This window comes from Streptomyces fractus (assembly GCF_049844455.1).
GTDB classification, from domain to species: Bacteria; Actinomycetota; Actinomycetes; order Streptomycetales; family Streptomycetaceae; genus Streptomyces; species Streptomyces fractus.
Genome location: NZ_JBMYHI010000002.1, coordinates 720,109 through 742,719, shown reverse-complemented (window position 1 = coordinate 742,719; position 22,611 = coordinate 720,109). Strand labels below are relative to the sequence as shown.

At 71.6% G+C, this 22,611-nt stretch carries 23 protein-coding genes; 10 read left to right on the top strand and 13 right to left on the bottom strand.

The window, feature by feature from the left end; translation table 11 throughout:
- Positions 1-20 precede the first annotated feature (20 nt).
- The 6 genes from ACP4E5_RS05500 to ACP4E5_RS05475 all read right to left on the bottom strand — a co-directional run bounded on the left by ACP4E5_RS05500 (position 21) and on the right by ACP4E5_RS05475 (position 7,688).
- Complete coding sequence (locus tag ACP4E5_RS05500; protein ID WP_425825578.1) at positions 21-1,694, bottom strand: ABC transporter ATP-binding protein; 1,674 nt, start codon at positions 1,692-1,694, stop codon at positions 21-23.
- Positions 1,691-2,923, bottom strand: a complete 1,233-nt coding sequence (locus tag ACP4E5_RS05495; RefSeq protein WP_425825577.1) for a serine hydrolase domain-containing protein — start codon at positions 2,921-2,923, stop codon at positions 1,691-1,693. Before ACP4E5_RS05495 ends, ACP4E5_RS05500 begins: the two co-directional genes overlap by 4 nt.
- An 80-nt stretch (positions 2,924-3,003) precedes the next feature.
- Entirely contained in the window at positions 3,004-4,197 is a 1,194-nt protein-coding gene (locus ACP4E5_RS05490) for an anhydro-N-acetylmuramic acid kinase (RefSeq protein ID WP_425825576.1), read from the bottom strand.
- A 31-nt stretch (positions 4,198-4,228) separates the two neighbouring features.
- Positions 4,229-5,128 (bottom strand): ABC transporter permease, encoded by a 900-nt coding sequence (locus ACP4E5_RS05485; protein WP_425825575.1) that lies wholly within the window; start codon positions 5,126-5,128, stop codon positions 4,229-4,231.
- Positions 5,125-6,147, bottom strand: coding sequence for an ABC transporter permease (locus ACP4E5_RS05480; protein WP_425825574.1), 1,023 nt, complete (start codon positions 6,145-6,147; stop codon positions 5,125-5,127). Before ACP4E5_RS05480 ends, ACP4E5_RS05485 begins: the two co-directional genes overlap by 4 nt.
- Complete coding sequence (locus ACP4E5_RS05475) at positions 6,144-7,688, bottom strand: ABC transporter substrate-binding protein (RefSeq protein ID WP_425825573.1); 1,545 nt, start codon at positions 7,686-7,688, stop codon at positions 6,144-6,146. Before ACP4E5_RS05475 ends, ACP4E5_RS05480 begins: the two co-directional genes overlap by 4 nt.
- Positions 7,689-7,929: 241 nt before the next feature.
- On the opposite strand from ACP4E5_RS05475, the gene ACP4E5_RS05470 reads away from it, so the two are divergent.
- Positions 7,930-8,502, top strand: coding sequence for a YciI family protein (locus ACP4E5_RS05470; RefSeq protein ID WP_425825572.1), 573 nt, complete (start codon positions 7,930-7,932; stop codon positions 8,500-8,502).
- Positions 8,499-9,971 carry an arylsulfatase gene (locus ACP4E5_RS05465; protein WP_425825571.1) on the top strand — a complete coding sequence of 491 codons (1,473 nt, stop codon included), beginning with the start codon at positions 8,499-8,501 and terminating at the stop codon, positions 9,969-9,971. Before ACP4E5_RS05470 ends, ACP4E5_RS05465 begins: the two co-directional genes overlap by 4 nt.
- Before the next feature lie 110 nt (positions 9,972-10,081).
- Here the strand turns inward: ACP4E5_RS05465 and ACP4E5_RS05460 are convergent, their stop codons facing one another.
- Entirely contained in the window at positions 10,082-10,870 is a 789-nt protein-coding gene (locus ACP4E5_RS05460) for an AraC family transcriptional regulator (RefSeq protein ID WP_425825570.1), read from the bottom strand.
- A gap of 70 nt (positions 10,871-10,940) precedes the next feature.
- On the opposite strand from ACP4E5_RS05460, the gene ACP4E5_RS05455 reads away from it, so the two are divergent.
- A complete protein-coding gene (locus ACP4E5_RS05455) occupies positions 10,941-11,759 on the top strand; it encodes a phytanoyl-CoA dioxygenase family protein (protein ID WP_425825569.1) in 819 nt (272 codons plus the stop codon).
- Positions 11,756-12,025, top strand: coding sequence for a hypothetical protein (locus tag ACP4E5_RS05450; RefSeq protein ID WP_327659339.1), 270 nt, complete (start codon positions 11,756-11,758; stop codon positions 12,023-12,025). Before ACP4E5_RS05455 ends, ACP4E5_RS05450 begins: the two co-directional genes overlap by 4 nt.
- 9 nt (positions 12,026-12,034) lie before the next feature.
- On the opposite strand, the gene ACP4E5_RS05445 is transcribed toward ACP4E5_RS05450, so the two are convergent.
- Together ACP4E5_RS05445 and ACP4E5_RS05440 are read right to left on the bottom strand one after the other, a co-directional pair.
- The gene (locus ACP4E5_RS05445) at positions 12,035-12,280 is read right to left on the bottom strand and encodes a twin-arginine translocase TatA/TatE family subunit (RefSeq protein WP_425825568.1); all 246 of its coding nucleotides are present in this window, start codon (positions 12,278-12,280) and stop codon (positions 12,035-12,037) included.
- A gap of 2 nt (positions 12,281-12,282) precedes the next feature.
- The gene (locus ACP4E5_RS05440; protein WP_425825567.1) at positions 12,283-13,266 is read right to left on the bottom strand and encodes a sporulation protein; all 984 of its coding nucleotides are present in this window, start codon (positions 13,264-13,266) and stop codon (positions 12,283-12,285) included.
- Between the two features lie 160 nt (positions 13,267-13,426).
- On the opposite strand from ACP4E5_RS05440, the gene ACP4E5_RS05435 reads away from it, so the two are divergent.
- Complete coding sequence (locus ACP4E5_RS05435) at positions 13,427-13,882, top strand: tellurite resistance TerB family protein (protein ID WP_425825566.1); 456 nt, start codon at positions 13,427-13,429, stop codon at positions 13,880-13,882.
- Between the two features lie 19 nt (positions 13,883-13,901).
- Here ACP4E5_RS05435 and ACP4E5_RS05430 read toward each other — a convergent pair whose 3' ends face one another.
- Both ACP4E5_RS05430 and ACP4E5_RS05425 read right to left on the bottom strand, forming a co-directional pair.
- Positions 13,902-14,834 carry a M56 family metallopeptidase gene (locus ACP4E5_RS05430; RefSeq protein ID WP_425825565.1) on the bottom strand — a complete coding sequence of 311 codons (933 nt, stop codon included), beginning with the start codon at positions 14,832-14,834 and terminating at the stop codon, positions 13,902-13,904.
- Positions 14,835-14,837: 3 nt separating this feature from the next.
- Positions 14,838-15,266: a BlaI/MecI/CopY family transcriptional regulator gene (locus tag ACP4E5_RS05425; protein WP_425825564.1), complete on the bottom strand. Its 429-nt coding sequence runs from the start codon at positions 15,264-15,266 to the stop codon at positions 14,838-14,840.
- Positions 15,267-15,541: 275 nt separating this feature from the next.
- On the opposite strand from ACP4E5_RS05425, the gene ACP4E5_RS05420 reads away from it, so the two are divergent.
- From ACP4E5_RS05420 to ACP4E5_RS05400, 5 genes are all read left to right on the top strand, one after another.
- Entirely contained in the window at positions 15,542-16,894 is a 1,353-nt protein-coding gene (locus ACP4E5_RS05420; protein WP_425825563.1) for a hemolysin family protein, read from the top strand.
- Entirely contained in the window at positions 16,891-17,913 is a 1,023-nt protein-coding gene (locus ACP4E5_RS05415; protein ID WP_425825562.1) for a hemolysin family protein, read from the top strand. The genes ACP4E5_RS05420 and ACP4E5_RS05415 overlap by 4 nt, the downstream gene beginning before the upstream one ends.
- Positions 17,914-18,062: 149 nt before the next feature.
- Complete coding sequence (locus tag ACP4E5_RS05410) at positions 18,063-18,326, top strand: GlsB/YeaQ/YmgE family stress response membrane protein (protein ID WP_425825561.1); 264 nt, start codon at positions 18,063-18,065, stop codon at positions 18,324-18,326.
- Between the two features lie 128 nt (positions 18,327-18,454).
- Entirely contained in the window at positions 18,455-19,267 is an 813-nt protein-coding gene (locus ACP4E5_RS05405; protein WP_425825560.1) for an SAM-dependent methyltransferase, read from the top strand.
- Between the two features lie 95 nt (positions 19,268-19,362).
- Entirely contained in the window at positions 19,363-20,190 is an 828-nt protein-coding gene (locus tag ACP4E5_RS05400) for a PaaX family transcriptional regulator (RefSeq protein ID WP_425825559.1), read from the top strand.
- Here ACP4E5_RS05400 and ACP4E5_RS05395 read toward each other — a convergent pair.
- Positions 20,174-21,031: an amidohydrolase family protein gene (locus ACP4E5_RS05395; RefSeq protein WP_425825558.1), complete on the bottom strand. Its 858-nt coding sequence runs from the start codon at positions 21,029-21,031 to the stop codon at positions 20,174-20,176. The genes ACP4E5_RS05400 and ACP4E5_RS05395 overlap by 17 nt on opposite strands.
- Positions 21,031-22,605 carry a benzoate-CoA ligase family protein gene (locus tag ACP4E5_RS05390; RefSeq protein WP_425825557.1) on the bottom strand — a complete coding sequence of 525 codons (1,575 nt, stop codon included), beginning with the start codon at positions 22,603-22,605 and terminating at the stop codon, positions 21,031-21,033. Before ACP4E5_RS05390 ends, ACP4E5_RS05395 begins: the two co-directional genes overlap by 1 nt.
- Positions 22,606-22,611: the final 6 nt, after the last annotated feature.

The following is a 22,611-nucleotide window of genomic DNA, read 5'->3' as shown; positions in this document are numbered from 1 at the left end:
GCGGGTCGCGCACGGCCGGTTCAAAGGCCCGGCCGGCGCGCGCCCTTGCCCGGGATCGATGCGATGAGGTCGCGTGTGTACGGGTGTTGGGGGGCTTCGAAGATCGCGTCAGGGGTGCCCTCCTCCACGACGCGGCCCTCGCGCATCACCAGGACGTGGTGGGAGACGAGGCGGACCACGTCCAGGTCGTGGCTGATGAAGAGGTAGCCGAGGCCGAGGTCGCGTTGGAGTTCGACCATGAGGTCGAGGATCTGGTCCTGGACCAGGACGTCGAGCGCGGACACGGCCTCGTCCATGACGATCAGCCGGGGTCCGAGCGCGAGGGCGCGGGCGATGGCCACCCGTTGGCGTTGGCCGCCGGAGAGTTCGTGGGGGTAGCGGTCCATGCAGGCCGAGGGCAGCGCCACTTGGTCGAGCAGGTCGGCGGTCCGCGCGCGGTGGTCGGCCCGGCTGGTGCCGATGCCGTGCACCCGCAGGGGCTCGGAAACGATCCGGGCCACGGTGTGGCGCGGGTCGAGGGACGCGTACGGGTTCTGGAACACCGGCTGGACGGCGCGGCGGAACGGGAGGAGGCGGCGGCCGTGCGTCCTGGTGACATCCGTGTTCTCGAAGTGTGTCGTGCCCGTGTCGCAGTCCTCCAGGCGCAGGGCGATGCGGGCCGTGGTGGACTTGCCGGAGCCTGATTCGCCGACCAGGGAGACCGTGCGGCCGGGATGCACCGTGAGGCTGAGGTCGTCCACCGCGCGAAGCGGTTCGCGGCGGCCGCGCAGTCGGTACGTCTTGGTGACGCCGCGCAGCTCCAGGAGGGGTGGCGAGGGGGAGGTCGGTCGGGGGATCGGTGTGACCTTGGTGCGGGCGATGCCGGGTGCCGCTTCCAACAGGCGGCGTGTGTAAGGGTGTTGGGCCTTTGTGAGGATCTCGCGCGACGGGCCGGTCTCCACCACGCGGCCTTCGTGCATCACCGCCACCCGGTCGGACCGTTCCGCGGCGAGGGCCAGGTCGTGGGTGATGAGGAGGACCGATGTCCCCAAGTCGCGGGTGAGAGACGCCATTTGGTCCAGGACCAGGCGCTGCACCGTGACATCGAGCGCCGACGTGGGCTCGTCGGCGATCAGGACGTCCGGGCGGCAGGCCAACGCCATGGCGATCAGGACGCGTTGGCGCATCCCGCCGGAGATTTCGTGCGGGTACTGGGAGAAACGGGACCCCGCGTCCGCGATGCCCGCGCGTTCCAGCAGCGCCACCGCCTCGGCGCGGGCCTTCTCGCCCCGCGCGAGCCCGTGCACCCGGAGCGCCTCCGTGATCTGCGAGCCGATCGTGGCGACCGGGTCGAGGTTTGTCATGGGGTCCTGCGGCACCATGCCGATCCGCGCGCCGCGCACCTGGCGCAGCAACTTGACCGGGGCGGTGGCGAGTTCCAGGTCGTCGAGGCGGATCGAGCCGCGGGTGATCCGGCCGTTGTCGGCGAGGAGCCGGTTGATGCTCGCGGCCAGCGTCGACTTGCCCGACCCCGAAGCCCCCACCACCGCCACCGTCTCGCCCGCCGCGAGATCGAGATCGACCCGGTCCACGGCCGTGACATCGCGGCCGGATGTCCGGTAGGCCACCGAGAGACCGCGGATGCGCAGCGTGGCACCGCCGTGCGTGGCGGTGTCGTCGCGCGGGTCGGCCTCGGCCGGGACGGGGGCGGTCATGGCGACTCCAGGGTGCGTTCGGTGCGTTCGGTACGTCCGGTGTATCGAGTGTGGTTTGTGTGACCTGTGCGTCCGGGCGAGAGGGGCCGCGGGAGGGCGCCCGCCGACGCCAAGGCACGTACGGTTCCTCGGTGGGCGGCGGAGGACAGGTCGTCCACGGCTACCAGGCCCACCCGGTCGGTGCGTGTGCCGTGCAGGCGGGTCGCTGCGAGGGCCACGGCGAGCGGGCGGTCGGTGGCCACCGCGACGTGCGTTCCGGTGAAGCCGTCGTGGCCGACCATCGGCACGGGCCCGCCGGGAGTGTCCATCGTGAACCGGCGGAATCCCAGGCCCTGTTCGGGGTTGCGCGGGTCCGCGACCGCGAGGAACCGGGAGCGTACGGCTGCCGGGACGAAGGACTCGTCGTGTACGAGCGCCGAGGCCAGGCGCAGCAGTTCGTCCAAGGGCGCGAACAGGCCCGCGTGCCCGCTGACACCCGCCAGCGCGTGGGCCGTGTTGCAGTCGGCCGCCGCGCCGCGAACGGGCCCGGTGCGCCAGCCGGTGAAGTCGGCCGTCGTGCACGGGGTGGGGTACGGCCGACCGGACTGCACCATGTGCGCCTCGATCCCGTCGCCGTCGCTGCTCACGGCGGCGGTGGCCGGCGGGACGGGTCCGTAACGGGTGTGGGGCAGAGCGAGAGGGTCGGCGACCCACTGTCGGAACGAGGTGGCCAGGTCCGTGCCCGTGATCCGTTCGACGAGCCGGCCGAGCAGCATGAAGCCCACGTCCGAGTACGCGCGGTGGGTGCCGGGCGGTGTGTCCAGCGGGAGCCGCTCGGCCAGGTCGAGCGCGGTCTCCCGGTCCGTGGTCCGGCAGTACAGCGGCCACCACGGGGGCAGGCCCGAGCGGTGGGTGAGCAGGTGGGCGGCGGTGACGTGGGTCCGATCCGCGATGCCCGGCCCCGGCCTGCGACGGCCTATCGCGTGCGGGGCTCCGCCCAACTCCCCGTTCCTCAATCGCCGGAGGGGCTTGAGTCGGAATCCGGCCAAGTGGCGCCCCACCGGAGCGTCGACGTCCAGTCGCCCCGCCGCGACGAGCCGCATGGCCACGGCCGTCGTCGCCACCATCTTGGTCACCGAGGCCAGGTCGAAGAGGAGGTCCGTGGTCATCGGCTCGCCCGGCACCGCGCCGTCGGGGAGCCGCGCCCAACCGGCCGCTGCCAGCACGGTCCCCGTGGCGGGGGTGGTCACGCCCAGACACACCCCGGCAGGACACCGACCCCGGCCACCTGTGGCCAGAACCTCGGCGGCCGCCCCGGCCAGGTCGACGCTCATGCGGCCCCGCCGGTGACCACCAGCCGCTCGGGCCGCACCGGCGCCATACCGGGAGACAACAATCCCCGGACACCAAAAGTGAGTTGGCCGAGAATTCGCTCCTCCGACGCACCCGTGCACGCCACTACATTGCCCGGCAGTCCGTGCAGGCTGTGCCAGCCGATGAGGGCGAAAGCCAGCGCCTCCTTCGCGTCGGACGGCACACCGAGCGCATCGCTCGGTCGGACCGCGAGGCCGTCGAGTCGAGCCTCGATCGCGGCCATCAGCGTGGGATTGCGCAGGCCGCCCCCGGACACGTACAGCACGTCGAGCCGTGCCTCGCGCACGGTCCGCGCGACGGTCTCCGCGGTGAGCGCGGTCAGGGTGGCGACCACGTCGTTCAGCTCGGGGCGGCGGCCGGACCGGCGCGCCGCCTTCTCCACGTATCCGGAGACGTACATCTCGTCGAAGAGTTCCTTGCCGCAGCTCTTCGGCGGTGCGAGCGTGTAGTAGGGCTCGGTGAGCAGTTCGGCCAGCAGGGCCTCGTCCACCGTCCCGGACGCGGCGAGGCGGCCGTCGCGGTCGAACACGTCGGCCGTGTCGGGGGATCCGGCCACGACGGCGTCGATGAGGGCGTTGGCCGGGCCGAGGTCCCAGGCGGCCGGTGCGGAGCCGGGGGCGGCGACGGTCAGGTTGGCGATGCCGCCGAGGTTGAGCGCGCCGGCGCGCCGACCCCGCTCAACGTCGGGCGCGAGCAGCATCCGGTCGAGCAGGGGGACGAGCGGGGCGCCCTGGCCACCCGCCGCGATGTCGGCGCTGCGCAGATCGCTGACCACGGGCAGGCCCGTCGCCTCCGCGACCCAGGCCGGTCGGCCGATCTGGAGCGTGCCACGGGCCGTGGTGTCCTCCACCCAGTGATAGAGGGTCTGGCCGTGGCTGCACACCGCGTCGGCGGGCGCCTCGTCGAGCGCGGCACGGGCCGCCTCCGCGAAGGCCTGCCCGATGCGGGTGTCCAGGGCGCAGACGTCCGCCGCAGTGATCTGCCGGGGCGGCAGCGCGGCCACGAGGTCGGCGCGCAGCCGCGGCGCGTACGGCGTCGAGCCGTGATGGGCGAGGTGGCCGCGCAGCGTCGTGCCGTCCTGCGTGAAGTCGACGACGGCGACATCGATGCCGTCGTGCGAGGTCCCGGAGATCATGCCGAGTACGCGCATCAATTCCCTTGCCCTTCATGGATGTTGGCGGTCATCGTCGGTCACCCGCCCGCGGGTCGAGCACGTCCCGCAGTCCCGCGCCGAGCAGGTTGAGCCCGAACACGAACACGATGAGCGCGATCCCGGGCCCGGCGAGGAGCCACGGCGCGACGCTGGACAAGGTGCGGGCGTCGAACACCATCACACCGAGCGACGCGGCGGGTGGCGGCGTGCCGAAGCCGAGGAAGCTGAGCGAGGCCTCCGTCAGGACCGCCCAGGAGAGGCTGAGCGTGATCTGGACCAGCACGATGCCGCGCATGTTGGGCAGCACGTGGGTGAACAGCGTGGCCAGGCGCCGCTGTCCGACGGCGGTGGCGGCGATGACGTAGTCCGCGCGACGCAGCGTCAGCACTGGACCGCGCGCGACCCGTACGAAGATCGGGGCGTACACCACGGCGATGGCGAGGGCGACCGTCGCCCGGCTTCGGGAGAGCGTCGCGGCCAGGGCGAGCGCGAGCAGCAGCGAGGGAAACGCGAGCAGTACGTTGGTCAGAACGCCGATGACCCGGTCGAGCACGCCGCCGAAGTAGCCGGCGAGGACACCGAGGACGACCCCCACGGTCCCGGACACGGCGACCGCACCGCCGGCCACGAGCAGCGAACTGCCGAGCCCCGCGGCGACCCGTGAGAAGACGTCCCGGCCGAACTGGTCGGTGCCCAGCCAGTGTTCACCGCCCGGCGCGGTCAGCGCCGCCGAGACATCCTGTGCGGCCGGGTCGTACGGCAGCGTGCCGAGCAGGCCCGCGGCGGCGCCGACCACGACGACGAGCGTGAGCACGGCGCCGATGAGACCGGTCCGGTTGCGCACGAGCCCCCGTACGAGGGAACGACGGCGGGCCGGTGGCGCGGCGGAAGCGAGCGGCCGGGGCCGCTGGGTGGGCAGCGTACTCATCGCGACCACACCCTCGGGTCGACCAGCCGGTAGACGAGATCCGTCGCCAGATTGACCAGCACGAACAACACCGCGATCACCAGGACCGTGCTCTGCACCACCGCGTACTCCTTCTGCCCCATACCGAGCAGCACCTGCCGACCGATCCCCGGCAGCGAGAAGACCTGCTCGACGACGACGGCCCCACCGAGCAGAAATCCGAACTGCAAGCCGCTCATGGTGACGACGGGAATCAGCGCGTTGCGCAGCACATGCCGCACCTGGAGGGCGCGTTCGGGCACGCCCTTCGCGCGCGCCGTGTTGATGAAGTCCTCCCCGCGGATGTCGAGGATCGCCGTCCTCGTGGTCTGCGCGATCGGCGAGGCGATGCTCACGCCGAGCACAAGGGCGGGCAGCACCATCTGCTGGAGATTGAGGAGCAGGTCGCCGGTCAGGGGCGCGTACGCCCGGCCGTTGGGGTTCCAGCCGAAGGAGTCGGCGAGGACGCGCGCGAGGACGGTGCCGGTGAGGAAGACGGGCGCGGACAGCGCCAGCAGACTCACCGCCTGGGTCGCCCCGTCCCGCAGCGCGCCCGGCCTGGAAGCGGCGAGCAGGCCACCGGCCACGCCGAGGAGGAGCGCCAACACGATGGCCAGGACGGCGAGTTCGAGGGTGACGGGCAGGGCGTGCGCGGTCAGATGCGCGACGCTCTCGCCCGCGTTGGAGGAGAACCCGAGGTTGCCGGTGAGGATCCCGCCGAGCCAGGACAGGTACTGGCCGGTCAGCGGCCGGTCCAGGCCGTAGTACGACCGGAGTTGGGCGCGCTGGGCGCCGGTGAGATCTCCTGCGTCGGTGCCGTACGCGGCGGTGATCTGGTCGCCGGGCAGCACCCGCAGCACCACGAACGTCAGCACGGACACGCCGATCAGCGTGAGCACGGCTTCGGCGACGCGGCGCGTGACCGGGTGCGTGGCGAGGCGGCCGAGCCGTCCGAACCGGCCGAGTCGGCCCCACGACGGCAGTTGCGGGGATGCCGTCATGCGAGCTTCGTCTCCCACAGGCTCTGCAGACTCGCGTCGATCACCGGCCGGAACCCGTGCACACGCGTGTTCGTGGCGATGTAACTGCGCCCGCTGTAGAGCCAGATCCACGCCGCGTTGTCCTCGAGGTTCCGCGAGATCTTCGCGTAGATCTCCTTGCGGGCGCCGGTGTCGCTGGTCGCGATGCCTTCGGCGAACAGCTTGTCCAGGGTGGCGGAGTGGTAGCCGGCGACCTTGTTGAAGTTGCCTTCGCTGGTGAAGTAGCGGGCGTACGCGGGGGCGGGGTCGGCCACCGCGCCGTTGAGAGCGATCGCGGCGTCGAACTTTCCGGCCAGCCAACGGTCCACGTAGGCACTGGAGTCCAGCGCTTCGATTTTCATCTTGATGCCTACGTCGCCGAGTTGAGCCTGGATGTTCTGCGCCTCGTCGGTGGCGGTGGAGTACAGGCCCTGCGGTACGAGCGCGGTGAACGCGAACCCCTTGGGCTGTCCCGCGTCCGCGAGGTGTTTCTTGGCGGCCTTGAGGTCGCGCTGCGGGCAGGGGCGGGCGTCGGGATCGGAGGCGAAGGCGGGCGAGGTGAACGGGCCCACGACCTTGCCCTGCCCGAGCGCCGCCGTCTTGACCACCTGCTTGCGGTCGATGGCGCACTGCACGGCGAGCCGCGTGTCGAGCTTGCGGAACGTACGGGAGTCGGCCCGCAACTGCAGCGCGTGGTAGTCGAGTTGGTCGACGGTGTGGATCGATACGGACCCGGACTTCGCGGTCTTGGCGGTGACGGAGTCGTCGAAGATGGCCATGTCGACGGAACCCGAACGCAGCGCCGAGGCCAGGGAGTTCTTGTCCTGGATGACGCGGAACTCCAGGGAGCGCAGCCCCGGCTTGCCCCGGAAGTAGTGGGCATTGCGCACCAGGCTCACGGACTGGTTCGCGGTGCGGCTGCGGTACGCGTAAGGCCCGGAGCCGACGGGCTTGCGCTTGAGGCTCGCCAACGACTTGTCGGACGGCAGGACGACGGTGTTGACGCTGGTGAGCGCGGTGACAAGGGAGGCGTCCGGCGCCTTGAGCGTGAGGACGACATGCGTCTTGTCGGGGGCGTCCACCTTCTTCACGGCGGCGAGCGAACTGCGCGCCACAGCCTTGGTGTCGGGATCGAGAATGCGCTCCAGGCTGTACTTGACGTCGCCGGAATCAAGCGCGGACCCGTCGCTGAACGTGATGCCGGACCTCAGCGTGAACGTGTACGTGCGACCGTCCTTCGAGACGTCCGGCAACTTGGCCAGACCGGCGACCGGATTGAGCTTGTCGTCCTGGTCGAGAAGCGAGCTGTAGACCTGACCGAGCACCTGCTGGGACTGCACGGCGGTGGCCGTCCAGGGCAGCAACTGAGTCGCGTCCGCCGTGATCCCGAACACCAGGGGCCCGCCCGCGCCCTTGGACGACGCGCCGCCGGAACCGGAACATGCGGCCAGGGCGGCGAGGGCGACGGCTGCCGCGCCGGCGGCCAACAGGCGCCGCGTCGTGCGGCGATTTCGTCTGAGCACGTGCGTTCTCGCTTTCTCCGGTGAACCTGGAGCGGCGCGGTGCGGCCGCCTGCGGGTGCGTACGGATGGTGCCGAGAGAACTCAGGCGCAAGGTTTTCCAGAAACGGCCGTTTCCATGTGTGTTTCGGTACTTACAAAGAGCGACGGCCTCCGGTTGGCCTCGCGAACTGCCACCCGTCCAAGCGGGGCCTCGGGCGAAACCTCTGGAAGGTATGCCCGATCATGACCGATGCTGGGGGACATGGAGTTCTTCTGCTACCACCGGGACCGGGCAGAGTCTTTGACGTTGCGTCATGAGATTGTGGAGGAGCACTGGTCCTACATGGACCGGTACGCGAAGGAGATGATCGCGCGCGGCCCCACGTTCGCCGACGACGGTGAGACGCTCACCGGGAGTGTGCACATCGTCGACCTGCCGGACGTCGCCGCGGCCCGTGCGTTCGTCTTCGACGAGCCGGGGTATCAGGCGGGGGCCTACCGGGACGTGCTGTTGCGGCGCTGGCGCAATGTGCTGGGGCGCACCATGTGGGACTTCCCCGGTGGCCGGTCCGGCGGTAACCGATATCTCGTGCTCGGCCTCGGTGCGGGCCCCGCCGTCGACGTCGACCTCGACGGGCCGGCCGGGCCCGGCGTGTCCTTCGACCAGGACGAACTGATCGCCTACGGGCCGCTGTTGTCCGACGACGGCGGTACCTGGCTCGGGACGGCGGCGCTGCTCCGTGCGCCGGACGCCGCCGCGGCCCGCGGCGTCCTCAGCCCGGACCGGTACGCCGACATCGAGGTGCACAACTGGGAGTTCGGCGGGCGACCGTGACCGCACCGAACCTCGTCCTCATCTGTGTCGACCAGTGGCGTGGCGACTGCCTATCCGCCGCGGGACACCCCCACGTACGCACCCCGCACCTCGACCAACTCGCCGCGTCCGGAACGCACTTCACGTCCGCCTACTCCGCGACCCCCACCTGCATCCCGGCCCGCGCCGCCCTGTTCACCGGCCAGTCCCAGGAACGCCACGGCCGCGTCGGATACGTCGAGGGGGTGCCGTTCGAGACCGCCCACCCGGTCACCCTGGCGGGCGAGTTGCGGCGCGGCGGGTACCAGACGCAGGCCATCGGCAAGATGCACGTGTGGCCCGAGCGGGCCCGCGCCGGATTCGACGACGTCGTCCTGCACGACGGGTTCCTGCACTACGCGCGCCGCGAGGAACGCCGCAACTTCGCCTTCTTCGACGACTACGTACCGTGGCTGCGCCGCCAGCCCGGCGTCGGCCCCGACGCCGAGTACAGCGACCACGGGGCGGGCTGCAACTCCGTCGTCGCCCGCCCGTGGGACAGGCCGGAACATCTGCACCCGACGAACTGGGTCGCCACGCAGACCACGGAGTGGCTGTACCGGCGCGACCCCTCACGCCCGTTCTTCCTCTATCTGTCCTTCCACCGCCCGCACCCGCCGTACGACCCGCCGCAATGGGCCTTCGACGAATACCTCCAACTCCCGCCGTACGAACCCGTGGTGGGTGACTGGACGGACGACTTCGCCGAATATCGCAAGGACGGCGACCACGAGGCATTCGCCGGCCGCATGGACGCACGGACCCTGCACAGGGCGCGGGCCGGCTACTACGGGCACATGGCGCACATCGACCTCCAGATCCACCGGATCCGCATGGCCCTCGAGGACTTCGGCCTGCGCGACGACACGGTCATCGCCTTCACCTCGGACCACGGCGAGATGCTCGGCGAACACCAGCTGTTCCGCAAGGGTTTCGGCTACGAGGGCTCGGCCCGCGTCCCCCTGCTCTTCGGCGGACTGCCCGACGGGTGCGCGGCCGGGAACGTCGCCGACGAGGTGGTCGAGCTGCGCGACATCATGCCGACCCTCCTCGACCTGGCCGGCCTCCCGGTCCCCGACACGTGCGACGGCCGCAGCCTCGTACCGCTGCTGCGCGGTGAACAGCCGGACGAATGGCGGGAGTTGCTGCACGGCGAGCACGTGCTGCTCGGCCAGTCCCTCCAGTGGGTGACCGACGGACGCACCAAGTGCCTGTGGATGTCGGGCGACGGCCAGGAGCAGCTCTTCGACCTCACCACCGACCCGCACGAACAGCACAACCTGGCCGACGACCCGGCGTCTGAGCACCTGCTGCACACCTGGCGCGGACACCTGATCCGGGCCCTGGCCGGACGGGAGGAGGGCTTCGTCGCGAACGGCCAACTCGTCACCGGACGCCCGGTGGTGACCATCCTGCGCCACACCCGCGAACGGCTGGAGGCGGCCCGATAGCGGGACGGCGGCGGAGTTCCCGGCATGGCTGGCAGGCGCGTCGCATGGAGGAATTCGCGCGACGCGGCGACACAGGGCCAGGTACCCGCCGCCCCCCACGCGACCCCCACTCACCCCGCCCGACGCCGCCCCCGCACCTCCCGTGGTGACGCGCCGAGTTGTCTGCGGCAGGTCTTGTTGAATGACTGGAGGTCTGGGATGCCCACCGTCGCGGCGATCGCCGGGATCGCGAGGGTGGAGGACTGGAGCAGGTGGCGGGCGCGTTCCATCCGGCGGCGGCGAATCCAGGCCACCACGGTGTCTCCCGTGCCGGCGCGGAACAGCCGGGTCAGATGGCCGGGGGAGACGCCCGCCGCGGCGGCGATCCCCGGCACCGTCAGCGGCGTCGCGAGGGACCGCTCGATGTACTCCGTCGCCGCAGCCAGTGCCGGATGGGGCCTGCCGGTGCGTTCGGGTGTGCCCAGTTGGGTGGTGTGCCAGAGCACCGTCCACACCTCGGCGGAGGCCCGCGCCCGCGCCGTCGGCATCGCCGCGACGGCGCTCCCCAGCAGCGTGCCGAGCAGCGCCGCCTGCGCTCCGGCGTCCTGCATCACCGGCACCCGGCGCAACCCCCGCGGGTCGCGGCCCGGCAGCCGGAAGTGCGCGTACAGGTGCTCGCTGCGCCGCGACGCGTAACGGAAATGGGCCTCGGTGTCCGGCCGGATGAGGCTGAGGTGTCCCGGCCGGATCGGGTGGCGGTGGCCGTCGACCGTCAGCTCGCCCGCGTAGCTGTAGAGGTGCAGCTGCCACAGGTCGGGCAGCCGGAAGGACTCGCGCAGCGCCTGCCCGCCATGGACACCGACGCCCGCGCTGACCACCTGGGGCGGCTGGTCCAACTGCAACGCGACGCTCTCGGCCATGCCGGGAAATTACCAGTAGACGCCCGATACAGCCCACGACGAACGGGCACCGGCTGCCTACGTTTGCCTCATGCCAACCAGTGAGCAGCTGCTGAGCTCCGTACAGATGGCGCGCTTCGTCGCCCACGGTTCGCTCCGCCTCGACGCCGTCGTCCCAGCGGAGTTGAACGACCAGGCCGTTGACGTGTTCGAGGCCGGGATCCCGGCCGCGCCGTACGGCACTCCCGTCCCGAAGGCCTACCCGGACGGCTCCTTCGCCCGCCGGCTCCTCGAACTGCCCGCGGTGGCAGGCGCGTTGAAGAGCCTCGTCGGGCCGGACCCGACCGTCGACCATCACGCCGTGCATGTGCGCGAGGCCCGCGAGGGGACCGCGCAGCCGCTGCACGGGGACGCCATCATCGATGTGCGGCCGGACGCCTTCGACGTCCAACTCATGTACTACCCGCAGGACGTGACGCTCGACATGGGCGGCACCCTGAGCGTGCCGGGCAGTCATCTGCGGCACACCAACGAGACCGACACCGGCCGCTACCAGAACCTGCGCGGCCAGAACCGGCTGACCTGCCCCGCCGGCACCGTCCTGCTCATGCACCACGGCATCTGGCACGGAGGGCGCCGCAACGACAGCGACATCCGCCGCTACATGTTCAAGATCCGGTTCAATCCGACCGTGCCGCAAGTACGCCTCTGGGACACCTCCGACCTCGGCGACCCGGCGGTCGGCGACGAACTCCGGCACGTCTTCCCCTGGTACGAGCCCGCCACCGGACGCCTGGAGATCCACAACCGGATCCGGCTGTGGCGCGCGCTGACCGGCGACGACACCTTCGACCTCGACCACTGGGTGACCAGGGTCTCCAACCGGCCCACCATCGGGAGCCACGCATGAGACAGCAGGTACTCGTCCTCTACCTCGCCAACTCGGCACTCGACGCGAAGGTGGTCGGCTGGGCCCGCTACGACGGCACCGGGACCACCGACCACACCACGGGCGACAGCGACGACCCGCCGTACGAGACGGGCCTCGAAGCCCTGCTCGACGGCTGGCGCCTCTTCCAGGCCGCGCAGTTGCTGCCGCCGTACCCGGGCCACGAGTACGACACGTCGTACCTGAAGCACGAGTTCTTCTTCGAGAAGCTTCAACCGACGCCCTGAGGCGAGGGGTTACGGCTTGGGTGACTCCTGCCCCGGCTCGCGCGGGGGCGGAGTCACCGTCTCGCCCTGGATGACGCGCGGCGGCGTCCGGGGCCGGTCGCCCGCCGGGTCGTCCTGCTCCTTCACGGCCCTCGCCTCGGCCTTGAGGATGCGGGCCGACTTGCCCGCGCTGCGGGTCAGTTCCGGCAGCTTCTTCACGCCGATCACGACGGCGATCACGATCAGGACGATGGCGATCTCGCTGAGTCCGAACATGGTCAGTCCTCGCCGCCCTCGTCGTCGCCTTCGTCTTCGTTCTCATCCTCGCCCTCGAAGAAGTCCCCGACCTCGTCGACGACTTCGGCGGCGACCATGCCGCCCACCACACCGACCGCGAGGCCGGCCGCGCCGACCGCCACGGCCGTTCCCACGCCGGGCCCGGAGCGATGCCCACCATCATGCCCGTACGAGGCGCCCGACTCGTGGCCGCCTTGGTGCTCGACTAACTGCCGTACCCAGCCGTCGACGACCGCGTTCCAGTCCGGGCGCCCGGCGTCGTCGTGCGCCACGGTGAAGCGGGTGAGCGCGTCGTGGCCACCGGAGAAGAGGCCGCCGCGCTTGTCGGCCTCCAGGACCACCTCCATGCCGCCCGGTGCCGCGAGGAAGGTCAGCTCGATCTCCTGGACGGCGTGCGCGTACTGCGGCGAAGGCGCCAGCTCGATCTCCTGGTAGAAGGGGAGCCGCTGGCCGGTGCCGCCGATGTGCCCGTACTCCAGGTCCGCCGACGTGAAGCCGAAGCCGAGCTGCCCGAACGCTTCGAGGATCGCCTCCTGTACGGGAAGCGGTCCTACGGCGAGCTGGTCGAGGTCGCCCTTGTCCCTGGCGCCGGCGACCGAGAGTTCGGTGCGGACGCCGAGGGCGATGCCGAGCGGCTGCCCGTACAGCTCGGTGATCGGGGTCTCCCACGGCAGCGTCACCGTGAACGGCACGCTGTGCTCGGCGCCCGCGACGAGCCGGAAGCCGCCGCCGACCACGAACCGGTCGAACGCCACGGTGCCGTGGCCCTCGCCCTCGTCGTGCTCCGCCTCGACCTGGGCGACCAGTTCCAGGGTGATGTGCTCGATCTCGAAGTCGCCGCTGCCGCCCTTGAGATGGACCCGGCCGGAGACGGTGCCGCCGGGGGCGGTGGTCCAGTCGGGCAGGACCGTGTCGACGGTGGGCCCGCCCACGCCGAGCGAGCCGAGCAGTCGTTTGAACACCATCGAGGCGTGAACTCCCTTGTGAGCGTAGGAGATGTTCTACAGGCGTGTAGAAGTATAGGGGTGGGGCGGAACTTTCCCGGTGCTTCGCCAGTTTCTACAGTGCTGTAGAAGTATGGTCGCGCGAACAGCGCGGCACGACATCTCAATCCGAGGAGCACCCGTGGCCCTGTGGGACCGCATCAAGGAATCCGCGTCGACGATGCAGACGCAGCTGGTGGCGAAGAAGAACGACCTGAAGTCCGGGGCGTTCCGGGACGCTTCCATGGCGATGTGCGCGCTGGTGGCCGCGGCCGACGGCACCATCGAGGCCTCGGAGCGGCGCCGTGTCGCGCAGCTCATCATGAGCAATGAGGTGCTTCAGAACTTCGACGCCACGGACCTCCAGAAGCGCTTCGAGGCGAACCTCGACAAGCTGACGGCCGATTTCGACTTCGGCAAGGTCAGCGTGTTGCAGGAGGTCGCCAAGGCGAAGAAGAAGGAGGCCGAGGCGCGCGCCGTGATCCAGATCGGCATCGTCATCGGCGGCGCGGACGGTGACTTCGACCAGACCGAGCGTGGCGTCGTGCGGGAGGCGTGCCAGATGCTCGGCCTGGCGCCGGCCGAGTTCGACCTGTAGCCCCGGCTCGGCGACCGTGTCAGAGCGGGGTGGCCGCGTGCAGCGTGGCCGCCAGGGTGAGCGCGGAGTTGGCGGACGACATGGCGGACGCCGCCGTGCCGAATCCCGCCGTCCAGGTGGCGAGCCCCACGGGCGTGAACGCGGTGGCCAGGGCCTGCGCGCCGGGCGGCGGCGCGAGCAGCGCGGCGACGCGGCGGGGCAGCGGGCCGGGAGCGGCGAAGGCCGCGAAGACCGGCTCGCGCGCCCCGCCCGGCGACAGGGCCGCCTTGCCGATGGCGCGGGCGACCGCCTTGCGGTCACCCACGCGTGCGGCGGCCACCTCGTCGGCCCACCGCTCGGCCGTGTAAGCGACGGCCGAACTCAGCGGTCGCAGAAAGAGGTTGGCGCGGGCGGCCAGCCGCACGGTCAGCAGCAGGCGGTGGTGCCGGGCCGTCAGATGGGCCCGCTCGTGGGCGAACAGGGCCCGCCGCTCAGCGGGCGCGAGGCGGTCGAGCAGCGCGGTGCTGGCGACGATCCGGCCGCGAGGGCCACCGGGCAGCGCGTACGCGTACGCCTGCGCGTCGGGCAGCACCGCGACCTGCGAGGCCGGCAGTCCCGCGAGCGCGGCGTGGGCGCGACGGCGCAGCGTGAAGTGGCGCCAGAGCGTGCGGGCGCAGGCGGCGACGACGGCGAGCAGCGCCGGGATGGCCGCCTTGCCCGCGATCTCGTCCTGCGGCACGGCGGCCCGCACCTCCGGGTCCGACCAGCCGTCCGGCAGCGGATTGCCCGGCAACTGCGCCGTGCCGACCACCATCAACAGGGCCAGGCACACCGTGCTGCACACCGCCATCACGGCGGCCACGCAGGTCAGGAGCCGGGTCGCGGTGCGCGGATGCAGGCGGTGCGCGGCGAGCCGGGCCACCGGCCAGGCCGTCAGCGGCAGCACCAGCGGCAGGAAGACGAAGATCCCCACGGCTCAGCCCGCGCCTTCCTCGTCGCCGGCCGCCGCGCCCGTACCCGTGTCCGTATCCGAGTCCGCGCGCCGCAGCAGATCCCGCAGCAGCCGCTCGTCGCCCTCGGGCAGCGAGGTGACGAAGCTGGCCAGGACGGCCTCCCGGTCCGCCTCGGCGTCCAGCACCTTGCGCATCTTGAACGCGGCGAGCCCGGCCTCGTCGGCCACCGGCGTCCACACGAACGAGCGCCCCTCACGCCGCCGGGTGACCGCGTCCTTGGCCTGGAGCCGCGCCAGGATCGTCACCACGGTGGTGTACGCGAGGTCGCCGCCCATCCGGTCGCGCACCCACCCGGCGCTCACCGGACCCTCGGCCGTGCGCAGCGCGGCCAGGACCTGCGCCTCCAGCTCGCCCTGGGCGCGTCGTGCGGTCCTGTGGCGGGACGGCGTCACCGGCTCCTCCTGGTGGCTGGGTGCGGGGGCCAGTCCATCATCCCTGTTCGCCCCCGAGGGCCGGGCGGGAGGTGCGGTGGCGGGGCGAACAGGCCCGACGGAGAGTGGTCGGGAACGGCGGCGCCGCGCCGGACGTTGTCGTCATGAAGGCAAAGAGAAAGCAAAACGCGAAGGAGCAGCCGGTTGTCCGCCAGACCGACGGACCCAGCGGGACACAGTCCCCGACCACCCCGCCCCATGATCGGTGAGCACGGCACGCGGCGAGGTGGTGGCACATGCTGAGTGCCGTGCTCGGCCTCCTCGCGGTCCTCGTGCTGACCGCGGGAACCGGCTACTTCGTGGCGCAGGAATTCGCGTACGTCGCGGCGGACCGTCTCGCGCTCGCCCGCGACGCCGAGGCGGGTGACAAGCGGGCGGCCAAGGCCCTCAAGGTCCTGGAACGGCTGTCCTTCATGCTGTCGGGCGCCCAGCTCGGCATCACGGTCACGGGTCTGGTCGTCGGCTTCCTCGCCGAGCCGTCCGTCTCGACCCTGCTGCGCCCGGCCCTGGAGGGCATCGGCATCCCGGACGCCGCGGTGACCGGCATCTCGGTGGTCCTGGCGTTCGTCCTCGCCACGGTCGTCCAGATGGTGCTCGGCGAGCTGGCCCCGAAGAACCTCGCCCTCGCCGTCCCCGAACGGCTGGCCAAGTCCCTCGCCGGGTCCACGCTCGGCTACCTCAAGGTCGTCGGACCCGTCGTGCACCTCTTCGACAGCGCCGCGAACACACTGCTGCGCAAGGTCGGCATCGAACCCGTCGAGGAACTGCACCACGGCGCGACCCTCGAAGAACTCAGCCACCTCATCGGCGAATCCCACCAGCAGGGCGAGCTGCCCCGCGAGACCGCCACCCTCCTCGACCACGCCCTGGAGTTCAACGAGCGGACGCTTGACCAGGTGATGGTGGCGCGCGCCGACGCGATCTTCGTCCGCAAGGAGGCCACGGCCGCCGACGCCATCGAGCTGATCGCCAAGCACGGCCACTCGAACTACCCGGTCATGGGCGACCACCCCGACGACGTCACCGGCGTCCTCGGCGTGCGCGAACTGATGCGGCTCCAGCAGTCCGCGTACGCGAGCACCCCGGCCGGGACCCTGGCCCGCCGCCCGCTCCTGCTGCCGGACACGCTCCAGCTCCCCGCCGCCGTCGACCGGATGCGCGAGGCCGACGACGAGTTCGCGGTCGTCCTCGACGAGCACGGCGGCGTCGCGGGAGTCGTCACGTACGAGGACATCGCCGAGGAACTGGTCGGTGACATCGCGGACGAGACCGACCGCGAGACACAACTGGCGGTCCAGGACCCGGACGGCACGGGCTGGGTTGTCGACGCGGGCCGCCGCATCGACGAGATCGCCGAGGCGACCGGCGTCGAACTGCCCGAGGAGGAGGGCTACGACACCGTGGCCGGGCTGATCGTGGACCGGCTCGGACGCTTCCCGGCGATCGGCGACCGCGTCACGGTCGACCTGGCCGGCGACGGCGAGCACGCCGTCATCGACGTCCGCACCCTCGACCGCCACGTACCCGAACTCGTCCACCTGACCCGCGCGTCCGCCGCTGCCGACACCGAGGAGGAGCCGCGCTCATGAGCTTCCCCATGGCCCTCTTCATCACGGTCCTGCTGCTGATCGGCAGCGGATTCTTCGTGGCCGCCGAGTTCGCGCTCGTCGCCGCCAAACGGCACCGCATGGAACAGGCGGTCGCGTCCGGGGCCCGCGGCGCCAAGGCGGCGCTCGCCGGGATGCGGGAGCTGTCGCTGATGCTCGCGGGGGCCCAACTCGGCATCACCATCTGCACGTTGGGCCTCGGCTCGATCTCCAAGCCCGCGATCTCGCACGAACTGGACCCGCTGCTGCACAGCTGGGGTCTGCCCAGCGGACTCAGCTACGGCGTCTCCTTCGCCTTCGCGATGATCGTCGTGGTGTTCCTGCACATGGTCGTCGGCGAGATGGCGCCCAAGTCCTGGGCGATCGCCCACCCCGAGCGCTCGGCGATGCTGCTGGCCCCGCCGTTCCGTGCCGTGGTCAAGGTCGTCCGCCCGCTGATCCGGGTCCTCAACATGGTCAGCAACGCGCTGGTGCGGATGTGCCGCGTCACCCCGCGCGACGAACTCGCCGAGGTGCACAACCGGGAGCAACTCACGCACCTCGTCGTGGAGTCCGAGCGGCTCGGCCTGATCAGCAAGGACGACTCGGAGCTGATCACCAGCTCCCTGGTCGAACCGCTCACCCCCGTCGGTGACCTCCAGACACCCGCCGAGCGGATCACCTCCGTCCCGGCGGACGCGGACCTCGACGCGATCCTCGCCACCGCGGCGGCGCGCGACCGCAGCCGCCTCCTCGTCCGCGCGGGGGACCGGGTCGTCGGCTCCGTGCACGCCCGCGACGCCCTGATCGCACGCAGCCGGGGCCGGGCCACCACGGCCGGTGAACTGGCGCGCCCGGTACCGGAGTTGCTGGCGGTCGACACGGTCGGCCAGGCCATCGAGCAACTCCGCCACCGTCGGGCCTCGCTCGCCGTCGTCCGCGACGACACCGGCCGCCTCACCGGCCTCGTCGCCCTCGACGACCTGCTGGCCCGGCTCACGCACCCGCAGGCGGCCGCCTGAGCGGGAGCGGGGTCCCGGCGGCCGGATCCGCCCGCGGCGCTCAACCGTCGCCGCCGGGACTGCGTCCCCCATGCCGGGGAACACGTAAATCGACATTCGACAGCTGTGTCGAAACGTCGAAGTGTCGGATCGAGGAGAGGCAGACAGGCATGGAGATCTCCGGCATCTTCACCGCTATCGTCATCGGCATCGTGATCGGTGTGCTGGGCCGGCTGGCCATTCCCGGCCGGCAGCGCATCGGCATCCTGTGGACGCTCCTGGTCGGCATCGTCGCGGCACTCATCGGGACCGCCCTCGCCGGCGCCTTCGATGTCGCCGACACCAGGGGGATCGACTGGATCGAACTCGCCATGCAGATCGGCCTCGCCGCGGTCGGCGTGGCCGGCGTGGAGCGGATCAAGGGACGCCGCTGAACGAAGGGGCGCGTACGCGGTGGGACGCGCGAGCGGGGACCAACCTCGGTAAACGGCGACGAAGTTGAACGGCCGCGCTTAGGTTGGTCCTCGCCCCCGTTTCGCACTGTTCGAAGGAGCCCACCGGCATGCCCGACTCCGCGCCCCGTGACACCACCGCCGACCCGTTGCGGACGGATGTCTCCCACTCCGCCAGGATCTGGAACTACTGGCTGGGCGGCAAGGATCACTACGAGGTCGACGCCGAGGTCGGCGGGCAGATCCTCTCCTTCGTGCCGGAGCTGCCCCGCTCGGCCGTCGCCGACCGGCGCTTCCTGGCCCGCGCGGTGCGGTACCTGGCCGGTGAGGCCGGGATCCGGCAGTTCCTGGACATCGGCACCGGGCTGCCCGTCGCGAACAACACCCACGAGGTCGCGCAGGGCGTCGACCCGTCCTGCCGGATCGTCTACGTCGACAAGGACCCGGTCGTCCTCGACCACGCGCACGCCCTGCTCACCAGCACGCCCGAGGGGGCCACGGACTACATAGAGGCGGACGCGCGGGACCCTGAGGCCATCCTGCGGGGTGCCGCGGCCACCCTGGACCTCGACCGGCCGGTCGCGATCACCATGCTGGGCGTTCTCAACTTCGTCATGGACACCGACGAGGCGGTCGACATCGTGCGCCGACTCCTCGACGCCGTCGCACCCGGCAGCCACCTCGTCATCTCGCACCCCACCACGGAGGTCGACGGCGAGGCCATGACGGCGGCGGTCGAGCACTGGAACAGCCAGGGCTCGGCGCCCATGACACTGCGCAGCCGCGCGGACTTGGTGCGCATCTTCGGCGACGTCGAACTGCTCCCGCCCGGCATCGTCTCCTGCTCCCGGTGGCGCCCCGAGCCGGCGGACGGGGACGTCGAGGTCACCCACTTCGCGGGGGTCGGCGTCAAGCGCCCTTGAGAGCTCCCCGACACTCTACGCAAGTGTGGCGCCACGCCGTTTGCCTGTAGCAGGAGTCGGCTACCCTGGGGCAACGCCCAGGGGAGGAGCCCGGATTGTCCAAGCCGACCGGATCGGGGAGCGCACGCTCCCTCCTGCTCACCGTGCTCGGTGAGTACGTGCTGCCCCGGGACGCCCCCGTGTGGACCTCGGCGCTGCTGCGCGTCATGGACGGCCTCGGTGTCGAGGAGAAGGCGGCCCGCCAGGCGCTGAACCGGCTGTCGGCGAGCGGCCTCGTCACCGCCGAGCGGTCCGGGCGGCGGGTGCGCTGGGTGCTCACCGAGCACGGCAGGACGCTGCTCGGCGAGGGCGCCGAGCGCATCTACTCCTTCGGGCGGGCGCGGGCGAGCTGGGACGGGCGCTGGCTGGTGCTGCTCGTCAGCGTCCCGGAGAGCAGGCGCGAACTGCGCCACCGGCTGCGCACCCGGCTGACCTGGGTGGGCCTCGGCAGCCCGGCGCCGGGCCTCTGGGTGGGCCCGCACGCCTCACGCGAGGCGGAGGCCAAGCAGGTGGTGGAGGAGCTGGGACTCGGTCCTGAAGTGTCCTCGTTCTGCGGGCCCTTCGCGGGGATCGGCTCCGAGCGGGACATGGTGGAACAGGCGTGGCGCCTCGGCGACCTGGCCACGGAGTACGAGGAGTTCGTCCGCGGCTTCGCCGGGATGCGCGCCGAACCAGGCGCGGACACCCTCCTCGCACAGGTCCGCCTCGTCGACGCGTGGCGCCGCTTCCCGGCCCTCGACCCGGAGCTGCCCCTGGAGTTGCTGCCGCCGCACTGGATCGGTGTGCGCGCCGAGAACCTCTTCACCGAGCTGCACGAGCGGTGGCACGGGGACGCGCAGGAGGAGTGGGACCGGCTGACCGCCCCGCTCACGCCTCCAGTTTGAGCCGGTACACCTGCGCCGCGTTCCCCGCCAGGACCAGGCCCGCGGTCGTCTCGTCCGGGCACAGGGCCGCGACGGCGCGGGCGTTCCTCGCGATGCCGGGGACGCCCGGCCAGTCGGTGCCGAAGATCATGCGGCGGGTGAGGCGCGCCCAGTCGTGCTTGCCGTAGTACGTGCGCAGGCGGGACGGCGGGAGGCCGGAGAGTTCGATCCAGACCCGTTCGTCGGACAGTGCCATGAAGGCCGCCGCGTCGTACCACCAGCCGCGCCCACCGTGCGCGAGCGCCACCTCCAGGCGCCGGAAGTCACGCAGCACGTCGTCCAGGAACAGCGGGTCGGCGTACTTGTTGAGGGCGCCGGGGAACGTGCTCGTGCCGCAGTGCACGACGAGCGGAATGCCGGCCGACTGGCAGAGCTCGTACGCCGGGTAGAGGCGCCGGTCGTTGGCCGCGATGCCCGCGTGCACGGGGTGCAACTTGCAGGCGACCGCGCCCAGGTCGAGCTGGCGCTGGAGCTCCTCCTCGACGGGGTAGTGCAGATGCGGGTTGATGTTCGCGATCGGCTTGGCCCGCGCCGGGTCGTAGGCCGTGATCGGCAGCAGGTCCTCCACCGGCTGGATCCCGGTCGTCCGCGGGCTGTACTCCGACAGCAGCAGCGCGATGTCGACGCCCTCGGAGACGAGGTAGCGGTGGAACGCCTCGGGGTCCACCGTGTCGTCGTCGTAGATGCGGGCGAGGAGATCGTGGTCGGCGATGCCCTGCGTCCACTCCTCGTACGTGGGTTTCAGCGTGGACAGGCGCGCCGGGTGGAGGTGGACGTCGATCAGCGGGTGGCCGTCCAGCATCAGGTCTCCTCGTACGGTTCTCGGGAAGCGGTCACGTCGTCGGCCGCGCGGGCCCGTAGCTCCACGCGGCGGATCTTGCCGGTCGCGGTCGTCGGCAGCGCCTCGGTGAACAGCACGTGCCGGGGCCGCTTGAACGAGGGAAGCCCGGTGCGGCAGTACGCGATGAGTTCACCGGCGGTGACGCGCTGCCCCGGCGACGTGACGACGTACGCGACGGGCTTCTCCAGGCCGTCCGTGTCCGTCGCCGCGACGACCGCGGCCTGGGCGACCGCGGGGTGTTCGAGCAGGCGCGCCTCGACCTCGGCGGGGGACACCCAGATGCCACCGGCCTTGAGCATGTCCCCGGTGCGGCCGAGACAGGTGAAGTAGCCGTCTTCGTCGCGTACGTAGGTGTCCCCGGTGCGCAGCCATTCGCCGCGGAACACCTGGCGGGACTCGTCGTAGCGCGACCAGTAGCCGGTGGCGACGGAGCGGCCGCGCACGTGCAGGGTGCCGGGTGTGCCGGTCGGTGTCTCGCGGCCCTCCTCGTCGAGGACGCGCAGTTCGTAGCCGGGCACCGGGCGGCCCGTCGTGCCGGGGCGGATCGCCCCCGGAGCGTTCGACAGGAAGATGTGCAGCGTCTCGGTCATGCCGATGCCGTCGATGATGTCGACGCCGAAGCGTTCGCTCCAGCGGTGCTGGAGGGCGGCGGGCAGCGGCTCGCCCGCGGACGCCGCGAGTCTCACGCCCGTGAGCGCGTCCCCGGGCAGACCGGCGCGGAGCATGTTGGCGAAGAACGTCGGCCCCGCGAAGAACAGCGTCGCGCCGAACTCGCGGGCCCGCGCGGCCAGCAACTCCGGGCGGGACGGCTCCGGTTCGAGCACCGTCGTCGCCCCCACCGCGAGCGGGAACAGCAGCGAGTTGCCGAGACCGTACGCGAAGAACGCCTTGGCCGCCGACAGACACCGGTCGCCGGGCCGAATGCCGAGGACCTGGGCCCCGTACGTCTCGCAGACCTCGGCGATCGCGCCGTGCCGGTGCATCGCGGCCTTCGGCGAGCCGGTGGTGCCGGACGTGTAGAGCCAGAAGCCGGGGGAGTCGGCCGTGGTGGCGTACGCGTCGGTGTCCGGGGCCGCCCCGGCCAACTCCCGCAGCCGGTGCACCGGGAGGCCGCCCGTGAACGTGACACCGTCCCCGGCGAGCAGCCCTCGCAGCTCCGGAGCGTCCGGCACCGCCTTGTCGGCCACCGCCGCGTACGAGGAGTCGACCGCCAGGAACGCCGCCCGCGCGTCCCGCAGCAGTTCGGCGAGGTCGCCCGCGTGCAGCATCGTCGACACCGGCACCGGTATCGCACCGACCCGCAGCGCGGCGAGGAAGACGGTGACGAGGTCGGGGGAGTCGGCCATGAACAGCATCACGCGCTGCTCGGGCCGCAGGCCGATCGCACGCAGGCCGCTCGCCGTGCGGCACACCCGGTCGTGCAGTTCCGCGTAGGAGAACTCGCCCGCGGGACCGGTCAAGGCGGGGCGGTCGCCGTCACCGTGGTCGAGCCGGCGGTCGAGCAGATAGCGGCACGCGTTGAAGGGTTCGCTCATCGTCGG